The sequence below is a fragment of the Variovorax sp. OV084 genome, from assembly GCF_900111625.1.
Lineage (GTDB): Bacteria > Pseudomonadota > Gammaproteobacteria > Burkholderiales > Burkholderiaceae_C > Variovorax.
In genome coordinates, this window is the sequence record NZ_FOII01000001.1 from 585,398 (window position 1) to 605,540 (window position 20,143).

Sequence of the window (20,143 nt, forward strand, 5' to 3'; positions counted from 1 at the left end):
CGTTCAGGCTCCCGAGAGCGCCCCATCCACCACCTGCTGCGCCTCTTCGAGGATGCGCGCGAGGTGTTCCTTGCCCTTGAAGCTCTCGCCGTAGATCTTGTAGATGTTCTCCGTGCCCGAGGGCCGCGCGGCGAACCAGCCGTTGTCGGTCACTACCTTCACGCCGCCGATGGCCGCGCCGTTGCCCGGCGCATGGCTCAGCACATTGACGATTTTGTCGCCCGCCAGCTCGGTCGAACGGATCTGTTCCGGCGAGAGACTCGACAGCCGCTTCTTCTGCTCGACGGTGGCGGCCGCATCCACGCGGTCTGACACCGGCTGGCCCAGCGCCCGCGTCAGCTCGGTGTAGCGCTCGCCCGGGTCACGCCCGGTGCGCGCAGCGATCTCGGCCGAGAGCAGGGCGGGCACCAGGCCGTCCTTGTCGGTGGTCCACACCGAGCCGTCCTTGCGCAGAAAGGTCGCGCCCGCGCTTTCCTCGCCGCCGAAGGCCAGCGAGGCATCGACCAGCCCGTCTACGAACCACTTGAAGCCCACCGGCACCTCGTACAGCCTGCGGCCGAGCCGTGCGGTGACGCGGTCGATCATCTGGCTGCTCACCACCGTCTTGCCGACAGCCGCCTGCGCCGGCCATTGCGGGCGGTGCGTGTAGAGGTAGTCGATCATCACTGCGAGGTAGCTGTTGGGTTGCATCAACCCGGTGCTGCCCGAGACGATGCCGTGGCGGTCGTGGTCGGTGTCGCAGGCGAAGGCGATGCCGAAGCGGTCCTTCAGTTCGATCAGCTTGTGCATGGCGTCGGGCGAAGACGGGTCCATGCGGATGCGGCCGTCCCAGTCGAGCGACATGAAGCGGAAGGTCGGGTCGACTTCCTGGCTCAGCACGTTCAGGCGCGTGAGCTTGTAGCGCTCGGCAATCGCGGGCCAGTAGCGCACGCCCGCGCCGCCCAGCGGGTCGACACCCAGGTCGAGGTTCACGTCGCGGATCGCGTCCATGTCGAGCACCTGCGCCAGGTCTTCGACGTAGGTGTTCAGATAGTCGTGCCGGTGCGTGGTCGATGCGCGCAGCGCCTGCGCGAGCGGCATGCGCTTCACGCCTTCGAGCTTGTTGGCCAGCATCTTGTTGGCCGCGGCCTCGACGGCCGAGGTGATGTCGGTGCCGGCCGGTCCGCCGTTCGGCGGGTTGTACTTGAAGCCGCCGCTCTCGGGCGGGTTGTGCGAGGGCGTGATGACGATGCCATCGGCCAGCCCGCTTGTGCGTCCACGGTTGTAGACCAGGATGGCGTGCGACACGGCCGGCGTCGGCGTGTATTCGTCGTCCTTCGAGATCATCAGCTCGACGCCGTTGGCTGCGAGCACTTCCACCGCGCTGCTGAAGGCCGGCGTGGACAGCGCATGCGTGTCGATGCCGAGGAAGAGCGGACCGTCGATGCCTTTCTGCTTGCGGTAGTCGCAGATGGCCTGGCTGATTGCCAGCACGTGCCATTCGTTGAATGCATCGTCGAAGGAGGAGCCGCGATGCCCCGAGGTGCCGAAGGCCACGCGTTGGCTCGGCACCGACGGGTCTGGCCGGCCGGTGTAGTAAGCCGAGATCAGGCGCGGCACGTTGACCAGCAGTTCGAGAGGGGCGGGCTTTCCCGCGAGAGGGTTGGTTGCTTGGCTCATGTCGATGGAAAGTCAAAGTTGATCAGGTCGCCGATGCGTTCGACGGTGATGTCGGCAGGGGCGTAGGCGGCAATGGCCTGCTCATCAAGTGCATAGTGCCCTTGCCGCACGAAGACCGTCGTCAGACGAGGCCCCCAGATGGCCTTCATGGCCGAAAGAATGCGCAGCTTGTCGTCCACCATCACGTAGTGCTGGGCGGGGTGGCACTGCTCGATGGTGTCGAGCATCTGTTCCTTGTGCACGTAGATCAGCACGCGGCCCTCGGTGGCCTCCCACAGGCCCGAGCGCTGCACCTTGCGCGGCTGGAACACCACGTCGCCATCAGACAGGATCACCGTGGGCCCGTGCCGGCGCAGATGCTTCAGTGCTTCCAGCGCGCCGGGGTAGAGCCGTTCGGCAAAGGGGTAGTCGATGAGAAAGCTCGACATCAGCAGCAGCCGCGAATCGCTCATGCCGCGGCGGCTCTCTTCGGCGCGGTAGCGCTGCAGGGCGCCGAGGTAGTCGACGTAGCCGAGCTCGCTGCGCAATTGCTCGAAGGCCACCCAGTAGCGGCCGGCGCTTTCGGCGCCGAAGGCCTGTTCGAGATGGGCGCGAAGATCGGCCACGACGCGGTCGTTGTCGAGCAGGGTGTTGTCGACGTCGATCAGGAAAACGGTGGCAGGAGGAGGTGTCATGGATGTGCGGCCAAAGTGCCTGAACTTGGGGGCCCGAACTGCGCGTGTCGCGGCCAGCATACGCCTTGAATGGCCCTGAATGCGACGCCAGACAGCCGTCGCGTGAATTGGTCGCCACTTTGCGGACCATCGACTTAATCCCTGCCGCGGGACTGTCCCCGGAGTCGAATAAGCTTCCGCCCAGATTGAAGAAGAAGGAGCAAGACAGATGCGCATCACGAACGGTCGACTCCGGGCCGGCTTGCCGGCTGCGGCCCTGGGCCTCTTGCTGGCTGGCTGCCAGACACCTCCGGCCGACCGGCCCCTGACATCGGAAGTGCCTGAACCCCCGAGCTTCGTCACGCCGCCGGAAACCTGCCAGGCCACGGCCGTGCGCTTCGGCCTGGGGTTGCGCATCAGCCAGCAACTGCTGGAAGAAATGCGCCAGCGCTCCGGCGCCCGCGTGGCACGCACCGTGCTGGCCACCGAAACCGCCGACCCGGCGCAAGACATGACACGGCTCAACGTGCAGGTCGAGCCCACCGGGCGCGTGGTAGGTGCCTATTGCGGCTAGCCACACTGTATGCACGAGTGTTGTTCGTACACCTCGTCTGTAACAAAATCTCACTGCAAGGTGTGGAACGGCCCGGATTGGGAGAACAATAGCCCGCGACTTTCGGAGCCCCAGTCTTTTGTCGAACCAGCAACCCACAGTCTCCTTGCCGTCGTACTACGACGGGTCGGCACGTCTTCCGCCGGATGAAGTGCTGCGCCCGTTGATGGCCGACTGGGCCCGCGCCGGCAAACGCCTGGCTGCCGTCTGCTACATCGACGTCGACCGCTTTGCCGAGCTGAACGATCACCTCGGCATGGTCGCGGGCAACGCCGCCCTTGAAGAGGTGGCCCGCCGTATCAAGGCCCAGCTGCCGCGCGAGAGCGTGATGGCCCGCGTGGGCGGCGACGAGTTCGCAGCCCTGTTCGCCGGCATCGGAACCTCGCAATGCACCCAGGTGCTCGAGCGCATCCAGGCCTCGCTCGGCGAGCCCTGGAGCTGGCGCGACCAGACGGCCAGCATCGACGCGAGCATCGGCGCCATGCTGCTCGACAGCAACGGCCCGCCACCAGAGACAGCCCTGCGCCAGGCGCAGCACGCGGCCTTCTTCGCCAAGCGCGCGGCCGACGGCAAGGTGCATTACTTCGACGCGCCCCAGGCGCGCGCCGACGAGCAGGTGGTGCGCGAGCGCCAGCGCATCCAGGAAGGCCTGCTGCAGGGCGAGTTCTTCCTGGTCTACCAGCCCAAGGTCGACATGCGGCGCGGCGTGGTGGCCGGTGTCGAGGCGCTGATCCGCTGGCAGCACCCCGAGCGCGGCCTGTTGCCGCCGGCGCAGTTCGTGCCGCTGATCGAAGACGACCAGCTGGTCGAGCAGGTGGGCGACTGGGCCATTGCCACGGCCCTGTGGCAGGCGCATCAGTGGCGCCTGGCGGGCCTGCAGATTTCGGTGAGCGTGAACGTGGCGCCGCGCCACATGATGCGCTGGGACTTCGTCGAACGGCTCGCGCGGCACCTGGCGCAGTTTCCGAAGATGGGCGTGGGCATGCTCGAGCTCGAAATCCTCGAGACCACGGCGATCAGCCAGTTTGCGAACGTCGCGTTGTTCGTCGAGGCCTGCAAGATGCTGGGCGTGGGCGTCACCATCGACGACTTCGGCACCGGGTATTCATCGCTCACCTACCTGCGGCAATTGCCGGTGTCGACCGTGAAGATCGACCAGTCCTTCGTGCGCGGCATGCTCGACAACGACCAGGACCGAGCCATCGTGCAGGGCATCGTCGCGCTGCTCCACGCGCTTGGCCTCACGGCCGTGGCCGAGGGGGTTGAAACGGTGAAGCAGGGCGAAGCGCTGCTTGCGCTGGGCTGCACGCTGGGCCAGGGCTACGGCATCGCGATGCCGATGGCGGCCAAGGACGTCGTGCAATGGGTGGCGCAGTATGAGCAGGCTCCCCTGTGGGGCGCCGATACGGCGGCGCTGCCTGCCACCTCGTCCGTTTAGTCGCGTTCAGTCAGACAGGGCTTCCCCGGCGTCGCGGACCATGCCGCGGCGGCTGTGCTTGACGGCGTACATGGCGGCATCTGCCTGCCGCAGGGCCTCCTCGGCGGAGGTGGTGCGCGGGTCGACCGCCACCACGCCGACGCTGGCGCCTGCGTAGTCGATCGTCATGCGCTTCAGCCGCAGCTCGCCGATGGTGTTTTCCGCCAGGCGGTCGGCCAGCGCCCGCGCCCCGGTGCGCGGCGATTCGCCCAGCGCGGGCCCCAGGCCGATCACCACGAACTCGTCGGAGCCGAAGCGCGCCAGCATGTCGCTTGCGCGCACCGAGTTCGCGAGCTGTTTTGCCATGGCCGCGAGGAATTCGTCGCCGATAGCGTGGCCGTGCGCGTCGTTGATCTTCTTGAAGTCGTCCAGGTCGACGAAACCGACCAGCACGCTCTGGCCGCTGCGCGCACCTTGCGCCAGCATGCGCTGCAGCGCGTCGACGAGCACGCGGCGGTTGGGCAGGCCGGTGAGGGCGTCGATGGCGGCGTGCGTGGCGAGTTCGGCATTGGCCTTCCTGAGCTTCTCGACCAGCAGTTCGCGCTCTACCTGCTGCCCGATCAGCCGCGCGAACAGCCGCAGCACTGGCTCCGCTTGTGGCGGCAAGGGCATTTGCTGTGCGCTGGCGGCGCACAGGGCGCCGAAGAGCTCGCCGCTGTCGGTTTTTACCGGGGCACTCACGCAGGTCTGGATGCCGAGCTCGTGGGCGGCATCGGCGTCGCCCCAGCAGCCGCCGGCGTCGTCGGTGTAGGTGCGGTCTTCTTCGAGGGCGTGCCGGCAGAGCGTGTTGGCCCAGGGCACGAAGGTTCCCTCGGGAATGGTCAGCAGCTCGCCGGTGTTGTGGGCGAAGAGGATGTGCTGGCGGCCCTTGTCCGGGTCGACGCTCACGAGGTAGGCCGACTCCAGCCCCGTGGCCGCCTCGAGCATTTCGAGCATCGGGCGGGCGAGGTCTTCCAGCGTCTTGGCGGAGGAGACGCAGTCGGATAGCTGTTCGATCAGGGATTCCATGGCCGACATTCTGAGGGGATAGGTTGTTTTCAGGAGGCCAGGGCTTCCATGAGTTCGGTCTCGATGGCCAGCTGGGTCTTCTGGCCCTGGAGTTCGGGGCCGCTGATCAGGAAGGTGTCTTCCACCCGCTCGCCCAGCGTCGTGACCTTGGCGAGCTGCAGATTCAGGTGATGGCGCGCCAGCACCCGGGCCACCGAATACAGCAGGCCGGCGCGGTCGCTCGCCGAGATGTTGAGCAGCCAGCGCTGCGCCTTGTCGTCGGGCAGCAGGCTGATGCGCGGCTTGATCGGAAAGCTGCGCACCCGGCGGGACACCCGGCCCATGCTGGGCGGGGGCAGGGCGCCGGCTTCGGTGAGCGTTTGCGCCAGGCCCGACTCGACCATGCTGATCAGGTCGCGGTAGTGGTCCGGCAGGAAGGTGGTCACCACCTGGAAGGTGTCGAGCGCGTAGCCGTTGCTCGTGGTGTGCACCTTGGCGTCGAGGATGCTGAAGGACGACTGGTCGAAGTAGCCGCAGATGCGCGCGAAAAGGTCGGGTTGGTCGGGCGTGTAGACGACCACCTGCAGGCCTTCGCCCACCGGCGACAGGTGCGCGCGCACGATGGGCGGTGCCTTCGGGTCGATCGGCACGTTGGGCGGCGGTACGAAGCGCGAGAGCTGCTTGGCGTGCCAGGCGATCTCGGTGGCGTCGTGGCGCATGAAGTAGCCGACGTCGAGCGTGTCCCACAGGGCCTTGTGCGCTTCGAAGCGCTGGGCGTGCAGGGCCAGCTGCACCAGCGCCTCGCGCTTGCGCGACTCGACTTCGGCGTCCGGGTCGGGCATGCGGCCGCCCAGCGCGCGCAGGGTGTAGCGGTACAGATCTTCGAGCAGCTTGCCCTTCCAGGCATTCCACACGCGCGGCGAGGTGCCGCGGATGTCGGCGATGGTCAGCAGGTAGAGCGCGGTCAGGTAGCGCTCGTTGCCCACGCGCTTGGCGAATGCGCCGATGACTTCGGGATCGCTCAGGTCCTGCTTCTGGGCGACCTGGCTCATCACCAGGTGCTCGGCCACCAGGAATTCGATGAGCTTCGCGTCTTCGCGGGCAACGGCGTGCTGCTTGCAGAAGCGCTGCACGTCGCGTGCGCCCAGCGTCGAATGGTCGCCGCCGCGGCCCTTGGCAATGTCGTGGAAGAGGGCGGCTACGTACAGGATCCAGGGCTTGTCCCAGCCGGCTGCCAGCTGCGAGCAGAACGGGTACTCGTGTGCATGCTCGGCGATGAAGAAGCGCCGCACGTTGCGCAGCACCATCAGGATGTGCTGGTCCACCGTGTACACGTGGAACAGGTCGTGCTGCATCTGCCCCACGATGCTACGGAACACCCGCAGGTAGCGCCCCAGCACCGAGGTCTGGTTCATCAGCCTGAAGGCATGCGTGATGCCGTAGGGCTGTAGCAGGATCCGCATGAAGGTCTCGTGGTTGACCGGGTCGTTGCGGAACTTGCTGTCCATGATGTGGCGCGCGTTGTAGAGCGCGCGCAGCGTGCGCGCCGACAGGCCCTTCACGCCAATGGTCTTCTGGTACAGCAGGAAGGTTTCGAGCACCGCGTGCGGCTCGCGCTCGTAGAGGTCGTCGCTCGCAATCTCGATCAGGCCGGCGCGCTCGTAAAAGCGCTCGTTGACGGGCGTGTGCTGCTCGTCGCTCGGCTGCAGGCGCTCGGAAATGTTGAGCAGCAGGATCTGGTTGAGCTGCGAGACCGCCTTGGCGGCCCAGTAGTAGCGCCGCATCAGCGCCTCGCTCGACTTGCGCTGCGATTCGCTTTCGTAGCCGAAGCTGGCTGCCACGGCGGTCTGCAGGTCGAACACCAGGCGGTCTTCGCGGCGGTTGGCAATCACGTGAAGCCGCGCGCGGATGAGCGAGAGCAGCGCTTCGTTGCGCTTGATCTGCTGCGCCTCGAAGGAGGTGGCCAGGCCGTTCTTGGCGAGGTCGTCCCAGCGGCTGCCGTAGCCGGCGGCCTTGGTCATCCAGAGGATGGTCTGCAGATCGCGCAGGCCGCCCGGTGACTCTTTGCAGTTGGGCTCCAGCGCGTAGGGCGTGTTGTCGTACTTCTGGTGGCGGTGCCGCATTTCCTGCGACTTGGCTACGAAGAAGGCCTGCGGGTCGATCGCGCGGGTGAAGCGGCGGCGAAAGGCCGTGAAGAGCTTCTTGTCGCCTGCGATCAGCCGCGCTTCGAGCAGCGAGGTCTGGACGGTGACGTCTTTCTCGGCCTCGGCCAGGCATTCGTCGACCGTGCGCACGCTGGAGCCGATTTCCAGGCCCGCGTCCCAGCAATGGCCGATGAAAGCCTCGATGCGGGCGGGGTCGATGGCGTTTTCGTGGTCTTCGGGCGGCAACAGCAGCAGCACGTCGACGTCGGAATACGGAAACAGCTCGCCGCGCCCGAAGCCGCCCACGGCGGCCAGGGAGAGCGAGTCACCGAAGCCGGCGTCGCGCCACAGCGTGCAGAGCGTTTCGTCGGCCAGTGCCGAGAGCTGGCGCAGCACCGTGTGCACGCTGCGGGTAGGGGCGCGCGCGAAGCGCAGGGTGTCGAACAGCGCGAGCTTTTTCGCGCGATAGGCTTCGCGCAGCGTCGCCACGTCGATGTTGGCTGCTTCGATCACGGCGGGGAGACGCGTTGCCGCGTCAGGTCTTGGTCGAAGTGACGAAGGAGGGCAGCGGCGGGCTGCCTGCGGAGAGCGTCAGCACTTCGTAGCCGGTCTCGGTGACGAGCACCGTGTGCTCCCACTGGGCCGACAGCGAATGGTCGCGCGTGACGATGGTCCAGCCGTCGTACTGGCCGCCCTTGAAGTCTTCCTTCACGTCGCGCTTGCCGGCGTTGATCATCGGCTCGATGGTGAAGATCATGCCGGGCTTGAGTTCTTCCATGGTGCCCGGGCGGCCGTAGTGCAGCACCTGGGGTTCTTCGTGGAAGCGCTGGCCCACGCCGTGGCCGCAGAACTCGCGCACCACCGAGAAGCCCTGGCCTTCGGCGAACTTCTGGATCGCGTGGCCCACGTCGCCCAGGTGCGCGCCGGGGCGCACCTGCAGGATGCCGTGCCACATGGCTTCGAAGGTGATACTGCACAGGCGCTTGGCTGCGATGGAGGCGTCGCCGATCACGTACATGCGGCTGTTGTCGCCGAACCAGCCGTCCTTGATGACGGTCACGTCGACGTTCATGATGTCGCCCTTCTTCAGGGGCTTGTCATTGGGAATGCCGTGGCACACCACGTGGTTCACCGAGGTGCACAGCGACTTCGGGTACGGGACGCTGCTTGCGCCCATGTATCCCACCGTGGCCGAGGTGGTGCCCTGCTTGACCATGTACTCGGCGGCGAGCCGGTCGACATCGTTGGTCGTGATGCCGGGCTTGATGAGGGGCGTGAGGTAATCCAGCACCTCGGAAGCCAGGCGGCAGGCGACCCGCATGGCTTCGATGCCCGCAGCGTCTTTGTAGTTAATGCTCATCCCCGAATTATCCCATTCGGCAAGCTAAAATTCCGGGCTAACGCGGATGGCCCCAGTCAGCGGCCATCTGCCTCGATTCCTTGATTTCCAACGCGGCCCCCGAGGCCCCATCGACCGTGACGCAGCCCGCACCTCAAGCCCTTCCCGTCGTAACCATGTTCGAGGGCGGCAGCGCGCTCAGCGACTTCCGCGCACGCCAGCTGCTGCCGAAGCTCCAGGCCATCGAACCGCGCATCGAGGGCATTTCGGCCCGTTTCGTGCACCTCGTGGTCACCGATGCGGCGCTGGATTCAGCCGGCCGCGAGCGCTTTGCGGCGCTGCTGACCTACGGCGAGCCCTTCGAGGCGCCGGCCAAGGCTGGCACCTCGGTGGTGGTCACGCCCCGCCTGGGCACGGTGTCGCCCTGGGCCTCCAAGGCCACCGACATTGCCCATAACTGCGGCCTGGCCTTGCGCCGGGTCGAGCGCGTTACCCAGTACCACCTGAAGCTCAAGGCCCCGCTGATTGGCAAGGCCCCCGTGATCGAAGGCGACACGCTGGCCGCCGTGGCCGGCCCGCTGCACGACCGCATGACCGAATCGGTGCTGGCCACCGTCGATCAGGCCGCAAGCCTGTTCAGCGAGCTGCCTGCCCAGCCGATGGCGCAGGTCGACGTGCTGGCCGGCGGCCGTACGGCGCTGGTGGCAGCCAACACCGGTTTCGGCCTGGCGCTGGCCGAGGACGAGATCGACTACCTGGTCGATGCCTTCACCCGCCTGGGCCGCAACCCCAGCGACGTCGAACTGATGATGTTCGCGCAGGCCAACAGCGAGCACTGCCGCCACAAGATCTTCAACGCCGACTTCACCATCGACGGCAAGGCGCAGCCGCAAAGCCTGTTCTCGATGATCCGCCACACCGAGAAGCAGAACCCGCAGCACACGGTGATCGCCTATGCGGACAACGCCTCGGTCATGGAAGGCGCGACCATCGAGCGCTTCATTCCCGCGACCGGCTCGCAGAGCTATCAAAAAGATAGCGCCCTGAGCCATGTGCTGATGAAGGTCGAAACGCACAACCACCCGACCGCCATTTCGCCGTTCCCGGGCGCATCGACCGGCGCAGGCGGCGAAATTCGCGACGAAGGCGCCACCGGCCGTGGTTCCAAGCCCAAGGCCGGCCTGACCGGCTTTACCGTGTCGAAGCTCTGGCCCGAAGAAGGCCACTACGGCAAGCCCGAGCACATCGCCAGCCCGCTGCAGATCATGACCGAGGGCCCGCTGGGTGGCGCCGCGTTCAACAACGAATTCGGCCGTCCCAACTTGCTGGGCTACTTCCGCGAATACGAGCAGACCGTGGCGAGCGACCTCGACACCGTGCAGCGCGGCTACCACAAGCCCATCATGATCGCGGGCGGCTTGGGGCAAATCGACGCCGCGCAGACCAAGAAGATCCGCTTCCCGGCCGGCTCGCTGCTGATCCAGCTCGGCGGCCCCGGCATGCGCATCGGCATGGGCGGCAGCGCCGCCAGCTCGATGGCAACCGGCGCCAATGCGGCCGAGCTCGACTTCGACTCGGTGCAGCGTGGCAATCCCGAAATCGAGCGCCGTGCGCAAGAGGTCATCAACCACTGCTGGCAGCAGGGCGCGGCCAACCCGATCCTGGCGATCCACGACGTGGGCGCCGGCGGCCTGAGCAACGCCTTCCCCGAACTGACCAACGACGCCGGCCGCGGCGCGCGCTTCGACCTGCGCGCCGTGCCGCTCGAAGAGTCGGGCATGGCGCCGAAGGAAATCTGGTGCAACGAAAGCCAGGAGCGCTACGTGCTGGCCATCGCGCCGGAATCGCTCGACCAGTTCAAGTCCTTCTGCGAGCGCGAGCGCTGCCCGTTCTCGGTGGTCGGCGTGGCGACCGAAGAACGCCAGCTGCTGGTGGCCGACGAGGGCGCACAGGTGCAGCCGGTCGACATGCCGATGGACGTGCTGCTCGGCAAGCCGCCGAAGATGCACCGCGACGTCAAGACAGTGGCCCGCAGCTTCAAGCCGCTCGACCTCACGGGCGTCGACCTGCAGAAGGCCGCCATCGACGTGCTCGCGAATCCGACCGTGGCTTCGAAGCGCTTCCTCATCACCATCGGCGATCGCACCGTGGGCGGCCTGAGCCACCGCGACCAGATGGTCGGCCCGTGGCAGGTGCCCGTGGCCGACTGCGCCGTGACGCTGGCCGACTACAAGGGCTTTGCCGGCGAAGCCATGAGCATGGGCGAGCGCACGCCGCTGGCCGCGCTCGACGCACCGGCCTCGGGCCGCATGGCCGTGGCCGAGGCCATCACCAACCTGCTGGCCGCGCCGATCGAACTCTCGCGCGTCAAGCTGTCGGCCAACTGGATGGCCGCCTGTGGCGAGCCCGGCGAAGACGCCGCGCTGTACGAGACCGTCAAGGCCGTTGGCCTGGAGCTGTGCCCGGCGCTCGGCGTGTCGATTCCGGTCGGCAAGGATTCGCTGTCGATGCGCACGCAATGGAAGGACGGCGCCGAGGCCAAGAAGGTCACGTCGCCCGTGAGCCTGATCATCACCGCCTTCGCCTCGCTGGCCGACGTGCGCGGCACGCTCACGCCGCAGCTCGACGCCGAAGAAGCCGACACCACGCTGGTGCTGATCGACCTGGGCCAGGGCAAGCACCGCATGGCCGGCAGCATCCTGGCGCAAACGTTGGGCCAGAGCGGTGACACCGTGCCTGACCTCGACGACCCGGCGCAGCTCGTGGCGCTGGTCAACGCCGTGAACGCGCTGCGCGCCGACGGCAAGATCCTCGCGATGCACGACCGCAGCGACGGCGGCCTGTTCGCCACAGCCTGCGAAATGGCCTTTGCGGGCCACGTTGGCGTGGCGCTGAACGTCGACATGCTGGTCACCGAAGGCGACGGCATTTCCGACAGCCGCATGGAAACCGGCGACGCCAAGAACTGGGCGCAGCAGGTCAGCGCGCGGCGCGAAGAACTCACGCTCAAGGCGCTGTTCAACGAAGAGCTGGGCATGGTGCTGCAGGTGCGCACCGCCGAGCGCAACGACGTCATGCAAGTGCTGCGCGCTCACGGCCTCAGCACGCACAGCCACTTCATCGGCAAGACGCGCCCCGCCAGCTCCACCATGGATGCGGGCAAGGGCAAGGTCGAAGTCTGGCGCGACGCCAAGTCGGTGTTCAGTGCCAGCCTGCACGACCTGCAACAGGTGTGGGACTCGGTCAGCTGGAAGATCGCCCGCGAGCGCGACAACCCAGCCTGTGCCGATGCTGAGCACGCCGCAGCCGGCGTGCCGAGCGATCCGGGTATGCACGTGTTCCTGCCGAATGCGCAGCCTGCCGCTCCGGCCATCCTGCAGTCGCGCCCCAAGGTCGCGATCCTGCGCGAGCAGGGCGTCAACTCGCACGTCGAGATGGCCTACGCCTTCACCGAGGCCGGCTTCGAAGCCTTCGACGTCCACATGACCGACCTGCAGACGGGCAGGGCGGACCTCGCCAACTTCAAGGGCGTGGTCGCCTGTGGCGGCTTCAGCTACGGCGACACACTGGGCGCTGGCATCGGCTGGGCGCGCAGCATCACCTTCAACCCGAAGCTGGCCGAGCAGTTCAAGACCTTCTTCGGCCGCACCGACACCTTCGGCCTGGGCGTGTGCAACGGCTGCCAGATGTTCGCCGAGCTGGCCGACATCATTCCCGGCGCCGAGGCCTGGCCGCGCTTCACCACCAACCAGAGCGAGCGCTTCGAGGCGCGCCTGTCGATGGTCGAAGTGCTCGAGTCGCCCAGCATCTTCTTCGCGGGCATGGCCGGCAGCCGCCTGCCGATCGCGGTGGCGCATGGCGAGGGCTATGCCAACTTCAAGCATCGTGGCGACGCCGCCAAGGCCATCGGCGCGATGCGTTTCGTGGACAACCATGGCCAGCCCACTGAGCAGTACCCGTTCAACCCGAACGGCAGCGCCAACGGCCTGACTTCGGTGACCACGCGTGACGGCCGCTTCACCGCGGTGATGCCGCACCCCGAGCGTGTGTTCCGCAACATCCAGATGAGCTGGACCTCGGGTGACAAAAGCGATCTGAGCCCGTGGATGCAGATCTGGCGCAATGCCCGCCGCTGGGTGGGCTGAAGCCGAAGCCGATGCTCGACCTCGATCACCCGCGAAGCCGGCACGTGCTGGAAGCGTCGCGTGTCGAGGATCTGATCCGCAAGCTGTTGCTCGCATGGCGTGAAGACGAGGCGGCAGCTTCGTCCGCGCGCACTGAGATCCTGCAGACGCTGCTTCCGCAGCTGGAGGCGCTCAACGCCGCGCACTTCGGCGCATCGAAGAAAATCTACCGCACGCTCGACGCGCTGGGCCGCGCGGTGCAGGGCGCGGATGCCGGGAAGGCATGGCGGGCGTTCGCAGCGCTCGACGGACCGGGCGACAACTTCGGCACCTGGGCGATCTGAATAGAGACACCCACAAAAAAGCGGCCCGTAGGCCGCTTTTCTTTTGCCTGGATCGAGTTACTCGACCTTGGCCTTGGCGCGCAGGTCTTCCTGGTACTTCTGCAGGCGCTGCTGCTGCAGTTGCTGCGTGATCTGCGGCTTCACTTCTTCCAGCTTCGGCAGTTGGGCCTGGCGGATGTCGTCGACGCGGATGATGTGATAACCGAACTGGGTCTTGACCGGAGCGGGGGTGGTCTCGCCCTTCTTGAGCTTGATCATCGCTTCCGAGAACTCGGGCACGAAGCTCGCGGGGTTGGCCCAGTCGAGGTCGCCGCCGTTGGCGCCCGAACCCGGGTCCTTGCTCTGCTTCTTGGCGATGTCTTCGAACTTGGCGCCCTTCTTCAGGTCGGCCATGATCTTCTTGGCCTGGTCCTCGGTCTCGACCAGGATGTGGCGGGCCTTGTATTCCTTGCCGCCATTGGCCGCCACGAACTTGTCGTACTCGGCCTTTACGTCGGCGTCCGAGACCGGGTTGGTCTTGCGGTAGTTCTCGAACAGTGCGCGGATCAGGATGGCCTGGCGGGCGAGTTCGAGCTGGTTCTTGTAGTCGTCGCTGGCGTCCAGGCCCTGCTTTTGCGCTTCCTGCATGAACACTTCGCGCGCCACGATTTCCTCGCGCAGCTGGCTCTGCATTTCAGGCGTCACCGGGCGGCCTGCGGCTGCCAGTTGCTGGGCCAGAACGTCCATGCGGGCCTTGGGCACCGGCTTGCCGTTCACGATGGCTGCGTTCTGCGCCAGAGCCGCCATGGACGTGGCACCGAGCAGCACTGCGGCCGCGACGGCCTGCAAGATTTGTTTTTTCATGGAATGAATATCGAGCTGGAAAGGAAATGCGCGTGTAGGAAAAGGCGCGGGAAAGAAAGCAGGGATAGGGAAGAAAAGAAGGGGAGCAACGGCCGGTGCAAACGCGGCGTGCGATCCGGTGGACGACTCAGAGCACCTCGATGGCGATGGCGTGCAGACCCTGTGCGATAAAAACCTGGAGGGCATCATACACAAGCCGATGTCGCGCCACGCGGGGCTTCCCTTCGAACAGAGGGGAGGCGATGCGCACGCGGAAATGGGTGCCGCGGCCCTCCGCGTTGGCGCCCGAATGGCCTGCGTGGGCGGCGCTCTCGTCGATCACTTCGAGCTGCGTGGGGCTAAGCGCCTCGCGCAGCGCGGCTTCGATGTCGGCGGCTGTGGGCAGCAGTGTGGTGCTCGTCGTCATGCCGTCGGCTTGTCTTCGTTCTTCAGGTGCGGCGCGATGTACAGGCCCTGCGCCACCAGGAAGACGATGGGGAACACATAGCCCCAGAGCTTGAAGTTGACCCAGGCCTCGGTCGTGAAGTACGCCGCCACGTAGCCGTTGATGATGGCCATGAACAGGCAGTAACCGATCCACGCCACATTGAGCCGGCCCCAGATGCGGTCGGGCAACTCGAGCTGCGAGCCCAGCAGCATCTTCAAAAAGTTCTTCTTCAGCGCCCAGAGCGCCACGGCCAGCGCAATGGCCATTGCGCCGTACAGCACCGTCGGCTTCCACTTGATGAAGCGGTCGTCGTGCAGAGCCAGCGTGAGCGTGCCGAACAGCAGGATCAGCACCAGCGTGGCTTTCTGCATGGCCTGCAGCTTGCGCTCGGTGGCGTAGATGATCGCCATCTGCACGACAGTGGCGGCCATCAGCACGCCGGTGGCGGTGTAGATGTCGCCGAGCTTGTAGGCGCCGAAGAACAGCAGGATCGGGAAGAAGTCGAGGAGCAGTTTCATTTTTTCTGGAAGTCGAGCGACGCCGAGTTCATGCAGTAGCGCAGGCCGGTTTCGGTGGGTCCGTCGGGGAACACGTGGCCCAGGTGGGCGCCGCAATTGGCGCAGACGTTCTCGGTGCGCACCATGCCGTGCGAGCGGTCGACGATGTTGCGGATGGCACCGGGCACGGCTTCTTCCGAGAAGCTGGGCCAGCCGCAGCCCGCGTCGAACTTGGTCGTCGACTCGAACAGCTTGGCGCCGCAGCACACGCAGTGATACGTGCCGTCGTCCCAGTGCGCTTCGTACTTGCCGGTGAAGGGGCGTTCGGTGGCGGCGTGGCGCGTTACCTCGAAGGCAGCGGGCTCGGCGCCTTTTTCAGCGAGCAGGGCTTTCCATTCGGCGTCGGTTCTCTGTACGGGAGTGGTCATGATGAGCAGCTGATTTCGATCGTGGAGGCCCAGTCGGGCGGGAAGCCGGCCAGTGCGTCGGCGTCGGGATGTTCTTCAAATGGGGACTGGAGCACAGCCAGCAAGGTTGCCACAGCCGAGTGGTCCTTTTGCTGACTTGCTTCGATGGCTTGCTGTCCCAGGTGGTTCCGCAGCACGAATCCGGGATTCGATTTGAGCATCAGATCGGCAGCTTGCGCGCGCCCAGCGGGCGTATGGCGCTCCGAAAACGCTAGCGCCCATGCATCGAAACCCTCGCGGTCCAGGAACAGGTCGCGCACCGGCTCGACGTTGCCGTCGGCCATGTAGTTCGAGAGCCGTCGCCAGAAGATCGTGTAGTCGACCTTGCCCGCGGCCAGCAGCTTGAGCACACCCTCGATGAGCGCGCGGTCGCCTTCGGCCGCCTCGGCAAGGCCCAGCTTGGCGCGCATGCGGCCTTCGAACTCGTTCGGGAACACCGTCTTGTAAGACTCAAGCGCGGCCACCGCCACTTCCTGGTCGCCGATCAGCGGCAGCAGCGCCTGCGCCAGGCAGAACAGGTTCCAGTAGGCGACGTTGGGCTGCTGGTTGAAGGCATAGCGCCCGTTGGTGTCGCTGTGGTTGCAGATGTGGCGCGGATCGAAGCCGTCGAGGAACTGGAACGGGCCGTAGTCGATGGTGAGCCCGAGGATGCTCATGTTGTCGGTGTTCATTACCCCGTGGCAGAAGCCCACGGCCTGCCATCGGGCGAGCAGGGCGGCGGTGCGCTCGCTCACGGCTTCGAGGAAGGCTGCGTACGCGTTGCCGTTGAAGCGGTCGGTGGTGCGGCACGCCGGGTAGTAGCGGTCGATGACGTAGTCGGCCAGCGCGCGCAACTCGTCTTCACGCTGGTTGGCCGCGAAGTGCTCGAAGTGGCCGAATCGGATGAAGCTGGGCGCCACGCGGGTCACGACGGCCGAGCTTTCGGGCTCCTCGCGGTACACGCGGGCGTCGGAGCCGGTCACGCAGAGTGCGCGGGTGGTCGGGATGCCGAGGCCGTGCATGGCCTCGCTGCAGAGAAACTCGCGGATGCTGGAGCGCAGCACCGCGCGGCCGTCGCCGCCACGCGAGTAAGGCGTGCGGCCCGCGCCCTTCAACTGCACTTCGAGCCCGCTTTCGGTCTCGCCGATCATGATGGCGCGCCCGTCGCCCAGCTGGCCGGCCCACACGCCGAACTGATGGCCGCTGTAGACCGTGGCAAAGGGGCGTGTGCCGGCGATGGGCAGGCTGCCTGTCAGGGCCGCCAGCGTTGCATCCGACGAATGCCAATCAGGCGGCAGGCCCAGCTCGCGGGCGACGGCTTCGCTGCGGCCCACCCAGTACGGATCGGGCAGCGGCGTCGGCCGCAATTCGGTGAGAAAGGCCGGGCCAAGGGTGGCGAAACCGGGTTTCCAGCGCAGCCCAAGGTCCGCGACCTCGGTGTCTTCAGCAAGCAAGCTCATGGGCGGATTGTCCGGCACAGCGCGTAACCCCTTGCCAAGCGGGCCATCGAGGCCCGTTGCACGAGTTCAGGCGGCTAGCGGCGCGGGGCTGTCCCAGATGCGAGCCCGGTACTGCGCCGGCGGCACGCCGAACCAGCGCTTGCAGGCGCGAAAGAAGTTGCTGGTGTCCACGAAGCCCAGCATGTCAGCCACGTCGGTCAGCGTGTGGCGGTCTTCCGCCAGGTACTGCTGCGCGAGCTCTCGGCGGGTGCGGTCTAGCAAACCCTGGAACGACACAGACTCTTCCTGCAGCCGCCGCTGCAGCGTGCGCTCGGCCAGTCCCAGGCCCGAGGCCACGTCCTGGCGGCGCGGCTCGCCGTGCTGGAGCCGGCGTGCGATTTCGGCGCACACCAGGCTGCTGGTGGTGGTCTGGCCCAGCAGATTGAGTTGATCGTCGAGCAGGTGCTCCTGCATCTCGCCGAGCACCGGGTGGAAGGTGGGCAGCGGCATCGTCATATCGGCCGTCGACAGCAGCAGCCGGTTGGCGACGGCGTTGAAGCGCACTTCGCAGCCGAAGGCCTCGCGGTGCAGCCGGTCGTTGGCCGGCGCGGGGTACACGAACTCCATGGCCAGCGGCTGCAGCTCGCGCCGCGTGAGCCACTGGCACTGCATGAACACGGTCAGCAGGGCGTATTCGACGCGCTGGCGCGGAATCGGCAGGCTGCCGCCGGTGTGCTCCATCACCATCCAGCAGCCGCGCGGCTCGGGGTGCATCGAGAAGGCGGTCGCGTCCGAGATCACCGCCATGTAGCGCGTCAGCCGTGTGAGCGCAGCGCCCAGGTCTGGGCTGCAGGCCATCGCGTGACCGACCGTGCCCAGCTTGCTGTGCGTGGCGGCCAGGTCGCGGTGAAGGCCCAGCGTGGGCTTGCCGGCGCGCGCTACCGCGAGCTGCCAAAGGACCGAGATCTCGTCGACCGGGATGCGCGTGTTCTGGCGGTGCAGTGAATCGGGGTCGAAGCCGGCATCGCGCAACAGCGAAGGCACGTCCAGCCCCTCGGCCTCGAACATCGACAGCACGCCCTCTAGCCACGCGGCCGAGCTGGTGCGCAGCTCCGGCTGCGGCATGCTGCCGGCCCGTCGCTGCGGCCCGCGTTGGCGGTGCGACAGGGAGGCTCCTGAAGTCATTCGTTTGGCTTCCTTGCGATAGCGGTGAAAACGATGCCGGTTTCTAGAATTTTTTGCGTGCTCGGCGGCCCGGAGTATGGGTGCCGCGCACCAGGCCAGGAATTCCGATTAACCCGGTGTGGAGACAAAAACATGAAGACAGAGACAACGGCACAAAACCAGGGTGCAGCAAGAAAAACGGCGGTGGGCAAGGCCATCGCCACCATGGCGGCAGCGGCGGCCCTTGCGGCCCTCTCGGCCTGCGGAGGCGGTTCATCCGGTTCGTCCGGCTTCACCTTCCTGCCGAGTGCGCCCCCACCGGCGCCAGCGCCCCCGGCTCCGCCTCCAGCCGACGGCCCGATGGTGCGCCAGACCACGGCCGGCAAGATCGAAGGCGTGGACGACGGCGCCAGCTCGGGCACCTACTACTGGAAGGGCGTCCCGTTCGCCCAGCCGCCCGTAGGCGCGCTGCGCTGGCGCGCACCGGTCGCGCCCGAAGCCTGGAGCGATATTCGCCAGACAACCAAGTTCGGCAATGCCTGCCTGCAGATCGGCCGCATCTTCAGCCCCGGCCTCAACAACACATACGACGCCACCATCGGCACCAACCTCGGCAAGCCGGTCGGCAGCGAAGACTGCCTGTTCGTCAACATCTGGCGACCGGCGACGGACGAGAAGAACCTGCCCGTGCTGCTGTTCGTGCATGGCGGCAGCAATATCTCGGGCTACACGGCCGACCCGCTGTACGACGGCGCAAAACTGGCGAAGGCCGCCAACGCGGTGGTCATCACCGCCAGCTACCGCCTCGGCATCCTGGGCTTTCTCAACATGCCGCAGCTGAAGCCGGGCGGCACCGCGGGCGACGACTCCGGCAACTTCGCGCTGCTCGACAACATGGCGGCGCTACGGTTCATCCAGAACAACGTTGCCAACTTCGGCGGCGATCCGGGCAACGTCACGCTGTCGGGCGAGTCGGCCGGCGCCACCAACCTGCTGTCGGTCATGACCTCGCCGATGGCCAAGGGCCTGTTCCACAAGGCCTTCGAGATGAGCGGCGGCATTTCGCTCGCGAGCAACCTGCCGCCCGGTACGCTGCCTTCGCTGTCGCCGGCCTCGACCTCGCTCGCGCAGGGCGCGGCCATCCTGGAGAAGCTGCTCGTAGCAGACGGCACCGCCGCCGACGCGACCGCTGCCAAGGCCTACATCGCCACCCGCACACCGGCCCAGATCGCCGAGTACCTGCGCGCGCAGGACGGCGGCAAGATGCTGGGCACCGTGGTCGCCGCGGGGCTGGGCTCGGTCGGGCCCATTCCAGATGGCACCGTGATCCCGACCGACCCCATCGGCGCCATCGCGGCCGACCAGTACGTGAAGGTGCCCATGCTCGCCGGCAACACGCGCGACGAGGGCAAGCTCTTTGCCTCGCTGCTGGGGACCATCGGCTTTCCGACCTCGGGCTGGATCGTCAACGACGCCCAGCGCTTCTCGCTGATGTTCAACTTCGACCCCGATGCCGCACCCACGCTCACCGTGAACGACATCATCGACCCGTTCTACCTTCCGGTAGACAAGCCCGGCACCGGCTACAACGCAGCCACCGCGCTCGTCACGAAGGGGCTGTTCGAGGCCAACCGCAGCAACCTGCTCGACACGATGAAGACGCGCCAGTCGAACATCTGGCACTACCGTCTCGACTGGTCGCAGGAAGCGGCGCCGTGGAATGACGTGTATGGCGCCTCGCACGCCTTCGACCTGCCGTTCGTGTTCGGCAATTTCGGTCCCTCGGTGCTGTCGAACGTCATGGGCGGCAAGGCCAACGAGAAGGGGCGGCTGGCGCTGTCGAACGCCGTCATGGCCAGCATCGGCGCCTTCATGCGCAAGGGAGATCCGAACACGCCCGAACTTGGTGCGACCTGGGCGCCGTGGCCCGCGCAATTGCTGCTCGACGCCACGCCGCTGGCGGCCAAGATCACGCCGGTGCAATGAG

At 66.7% G+C, this 20,143-nt stretch carries 16 protein-coding genes; 5 read left to right on the forward strand and 11 right to left on the reverse strand.

Annotated elements, in window-relative coordinates; all coding sequences use genetic code 11:
- Nucleotides 1-3: 3 nt before the first annotated feature.
- Entirely contained in the window at nt 4-1,659 is a 1,656-nt protein-coding gene (gene pgm, locus BMW87_RS02915; RefSeq protein ID WP_093073999.1) for a phosphoglucomutase (alpha-D-glucose-1,6-bisphosphate-dependent), read from the reverse strand.
- The gene (locus BMW87_RS02920) at nt 1,656-2,333 is read right to left on the reverse strand and encodes an HAD family hydrolase (RefSeq protein ID WP_093074001.1); all 678 of its coding nucleotides are present in this window, start codon (nt 2,331-2,333) and stop codon (nt 1,656-1,658) included. Before BMW87_RS02920 ends, pgm begins: the two co-directional genes overlap by 4 nt.
- Nucleotides 2,334-2,541: 208 nt before the next feature.
- On the opposite strand from BMW87_RS02920, the gene BMW87_RS02925 reads away from it, so the two are divergent.
- Together BMW87_RS02925 and BMW87_RS02930 are read left to right on the forward strand one after the other, a co-directional pair.
- Nucleotides 2,542-2,886, forward strand: a complete 345-nt coding sequence (locus BMW87_RS02925) for a hypothetical protein (RefSeq protein ID WP_093074003.1) — start codon at nt 2,542-2,544, stop codon at nt 2,884-2,886.
- 118 nt (nt 2,887-3,004) lie between these two features.
- On the forward strand, nt 3,005-4,363 hold the full coding sequence (locus BMW87_RS02930; protein ID WP_093074005.1) for a putative bifunctional diguanylate cyclase/phosphodiesterase: 1,359 nt from the start codon (nt 3,005-3,007) through the stop codon (nt 4,361-4,363).
- Nucleotides 4,364-4,369: 6 nt separating this feature from the next.
- On the opposite strand, the gene BMW87_RS02935 is transcribed toward BMW87_RS02930, so the two are convergent.
- Genes BMW87_RS02935 through map form a run of 3 tightly spaced genes read right to left on the reverse strand, consistent with a single transcriptional unit; the run spans nt 4,370 to nt 8,893 of the window.
- Complete coding sequence (locus BMW87_RS02935; protein ID WP_093075173.1) at nt 4,370-5,410, reverse strand: sensor domain-containing diguanylate cyclase; 1,041 nt, start codon at nt 5,408-5,410, stop codon at nt 4,370-4,372.
- Nucleotides 5,411-5,439: 29 nt separating this feature from the next.
- Nucleotides 5,440-8,046, reverse strand: a complete 2,607-nt coding sequence (locus BMW87_RS02940; protein WP_093074007.1) for a [protein-PII] uridylyltransferase — start codon at nt 8,044-8,046, stop codon at nt 5,440-5,442.
- A 22-nt stretch (nt 8,047-8,068) separates the two neighbouring features.
- Nucleotides 8,069-8,893: a type I methionyl aminopeptidase gene (gene map / locus BMW87_RS02945; RefSeq protein ID WP_093056906.1), complete on the reverse strand. Its 825-nt coding sequence runs from the start codon at nt 8,891-8,893 to the stop codon at nt 8,069-8,071.
- A 155-nt stretch (nt 8,894-9,048) separates the two neighbouring features.
- On the opposite strand from map, the gene purL reads away from it, so the two are divergent.
- Nucleotides 9,049-13,017, forward strand: a complete 3,969-nt coding sequence (gene purL / locus BMW87_RS02950; RefSeq protein WP_093074009.1) for a phosphoribosylformylglycinamidine synthase — start codon at nt 9,049-9,051, stop codon at nt 13,015-13,017.
- A gap of 11 nt (nt 13,018-13,028) precedes the next feature.
- A complete protein-coding gene (locus tag BMW87_RS02955; RefSeq protein ID WP_143062552.1) occupies nt 13,029-13,340 on the forward strand; it encodes a hypothetical protein in 312 nt (103 codons plus the stop codon).
- A 57-nt stretch (nt 13,341-13,397) separates the two neighbouring features.
- On the opposite strand, the gene BMW87_RS02960 is transcribed toward BMW87_RS02955, so the two are convergent.
- The 6 genes from BMW87_RS02960 to BMW87_RS02985 form a co-directional block, all read right to left on the reverse strand.
- Nucleotides 13,398-14,183, reverse strand: coding sequence for a peptidylprolyl isomerase (locus BMW87_RS02960; RefSeq protein ID WP_093074013.1), 786 nt, complete (start codon nt 14,181-14,183; stop codon nt 13,398-13,400).
- A 127-nt stretch (nt 14,184-14,310) separates the two neighbouring features.
- Entirely contained in the window at nt 14,311-14,589 is a 279-nt protein-coding gene (locus tag BMW87_RS02965) for a BolA family protein (protein WP_093056903.1), read from the reverse strand.
- Nucleotides 14,586-15,128 (reverse strand): septation protein A, encoded by a 543-nt coding sequence (locus tag BMW87_RS02970; protein ID WP_093056902.1) that lies wholly within the window; start codon nt 15,126-15,128, stop codon nt 14,586-14,588. Before BMW87_RS02970 ends, BMW87_RS02965 begins: the two co-directional genes overlap by 4 nt.
- Nucleotides 15,125-15,535 carry a peptide-methionine (R)-S-oxide reductase MsrB gene (gene msrB, locus BMW87_RS02975; protein WP_093074015.1) on the reverse strand — a complete coding sequence of 137 codons (411 nt, stop codon included), beginning with the start codon at nt 15,533-15,535 and terminating at the stop codon, nt 15,125-15,127. The genes BMW87_RS02970 and msrB overlap by 4 nt, the downstream gene beginning before the upstream one ends.
- On the reverse strand, nt 15,532-17,013 hold the full coding sequence (locus BMW87_RS02980; protein ID WP_093074017.1) for a protein adenylyltransferase SelO: 1,482 nt from the start codon (nt 17,011-17,013) through the stop codon (nt 15,532-15,534). The genes msrB and BMW87_RS02980 overlap by 4 nt, the downstream gene beginning before the upstream one ends.
- A gap of 66 nt (nt 17,014-17,079) precedes the next feature.
- On the reverse strand, nt 17,080-18,159 hold the full coding sequence (locus BMW87_RS02985; protein ID WP_093075176.1) for an AraC family transcriptional regulator: 1,080 nt from the start codon (nt 18,157-18,159) through the stop codon (nt 17,080-17,082).
- A 222-nt stretch (nt 18,160-18,381) separates the two neighbouring features.
- Between BMW87_RS02985 and BMW87_RS02990 the strand changes: the two genes are divergently transcribed.
- Entirely contained in the window at nt 18,382-20,142 is a 1,761-nt protein-coding gene (locus tag BMW87_RS02990; RefSeq protein WP_093075179.1) for a carboxylesterase/lipase family protein, read from the forward strand.
- Nucleotide 20,143: the final 1 nt, after the last annotated feature.

Coding starts and splice junctions, on each gene's coding strand:
- pgm (WP_093073999.1), bottom strand. CDS start 1,659: ATGAGCCAAGCAACCAACCCTCTCGCGGGAAAGCCCGCCCCTCTCGAA.
- BMW87_RS02920 (WP_093074001.1), bottom strand. CDS start 2,333: ATGACACCTCCTCCTGCCACCGTTTTCCTGATCGACGTCGACAACACC.
- BMW87_RS02925 (WP_093074003.1), top strand. CDS start 2,542: ATGCGCATCACGAACGGTCGACTCCGGGCCGGCTTGCCGGCTGCGGCC.
- BMW87_RS02935 (WP_093075173.1), bottom strand. CDS start 5,410: ATGGAATCCCTGATCGAACAGCTATCCGACTGCGTCTCCTCCGCCAAG.
- map (WP_093056906.1), bottom strand. CDS start 8,893: ATGAGCATTAACTACAAAGACGCTGCGGGCATCGAAGCCATGCGGGTC.
- purL (WP_093074009.1), top strand. CDS start 9,049: ATGTTCGAGGGCGGCAGCGCGCTCAGCGACTTCCGCGCACGCCAGCTG.
- BMW87_RS02955 (WP_143062552.1), top strand. CDS start 13,029: ATGCTCGACCTCGATCACCCGCGAAGCCGGCACGTGCTGGAAGCGTCG.
- BMW87_RS02960 (WP_093074013.1), bottom strand. CDS start 14,183: ATGAAAAAACAAATCTTGCAGGCCGTCGCGGCCGCAGTGCTGCTCGGT.
- BMW87_RS02965 (WP_093056903.1), bottom strand. CDS start 14,589: ATGACGACGAGCACCACACTGCTGCCCACAGCCGCCGACATCGAAGCC.
- BMW87_RS02970 (WP_093056902.1), bottom strand. CDS start 15,128: ATGAAACTGCTCCTCGACTTCTTCCCGATCCTGCTGTTCTTCGGCGCC.
- msrB (WP_093074015.1), bottom strand. CDS start 15,535: ATGACCACTCCCGTACAGAGAACCGACGCCGAATGGAAAGCCCTGCTC.
- BMW87_RS02980 (WP_093074017.1), bottom strand. CDS start 17,013: ATGAGCTTGCTTGCTGAAGACACCGAGGTCGCGGACCTTGGGCTGCGC.
- BMW87_RS02990 (WP_093075179.1), top strand. CDS start 18,382: ATGGCGGCAGCGGCGGCCCTTGCGGCCCTCTCGGCCTGCGGAGGCGGT.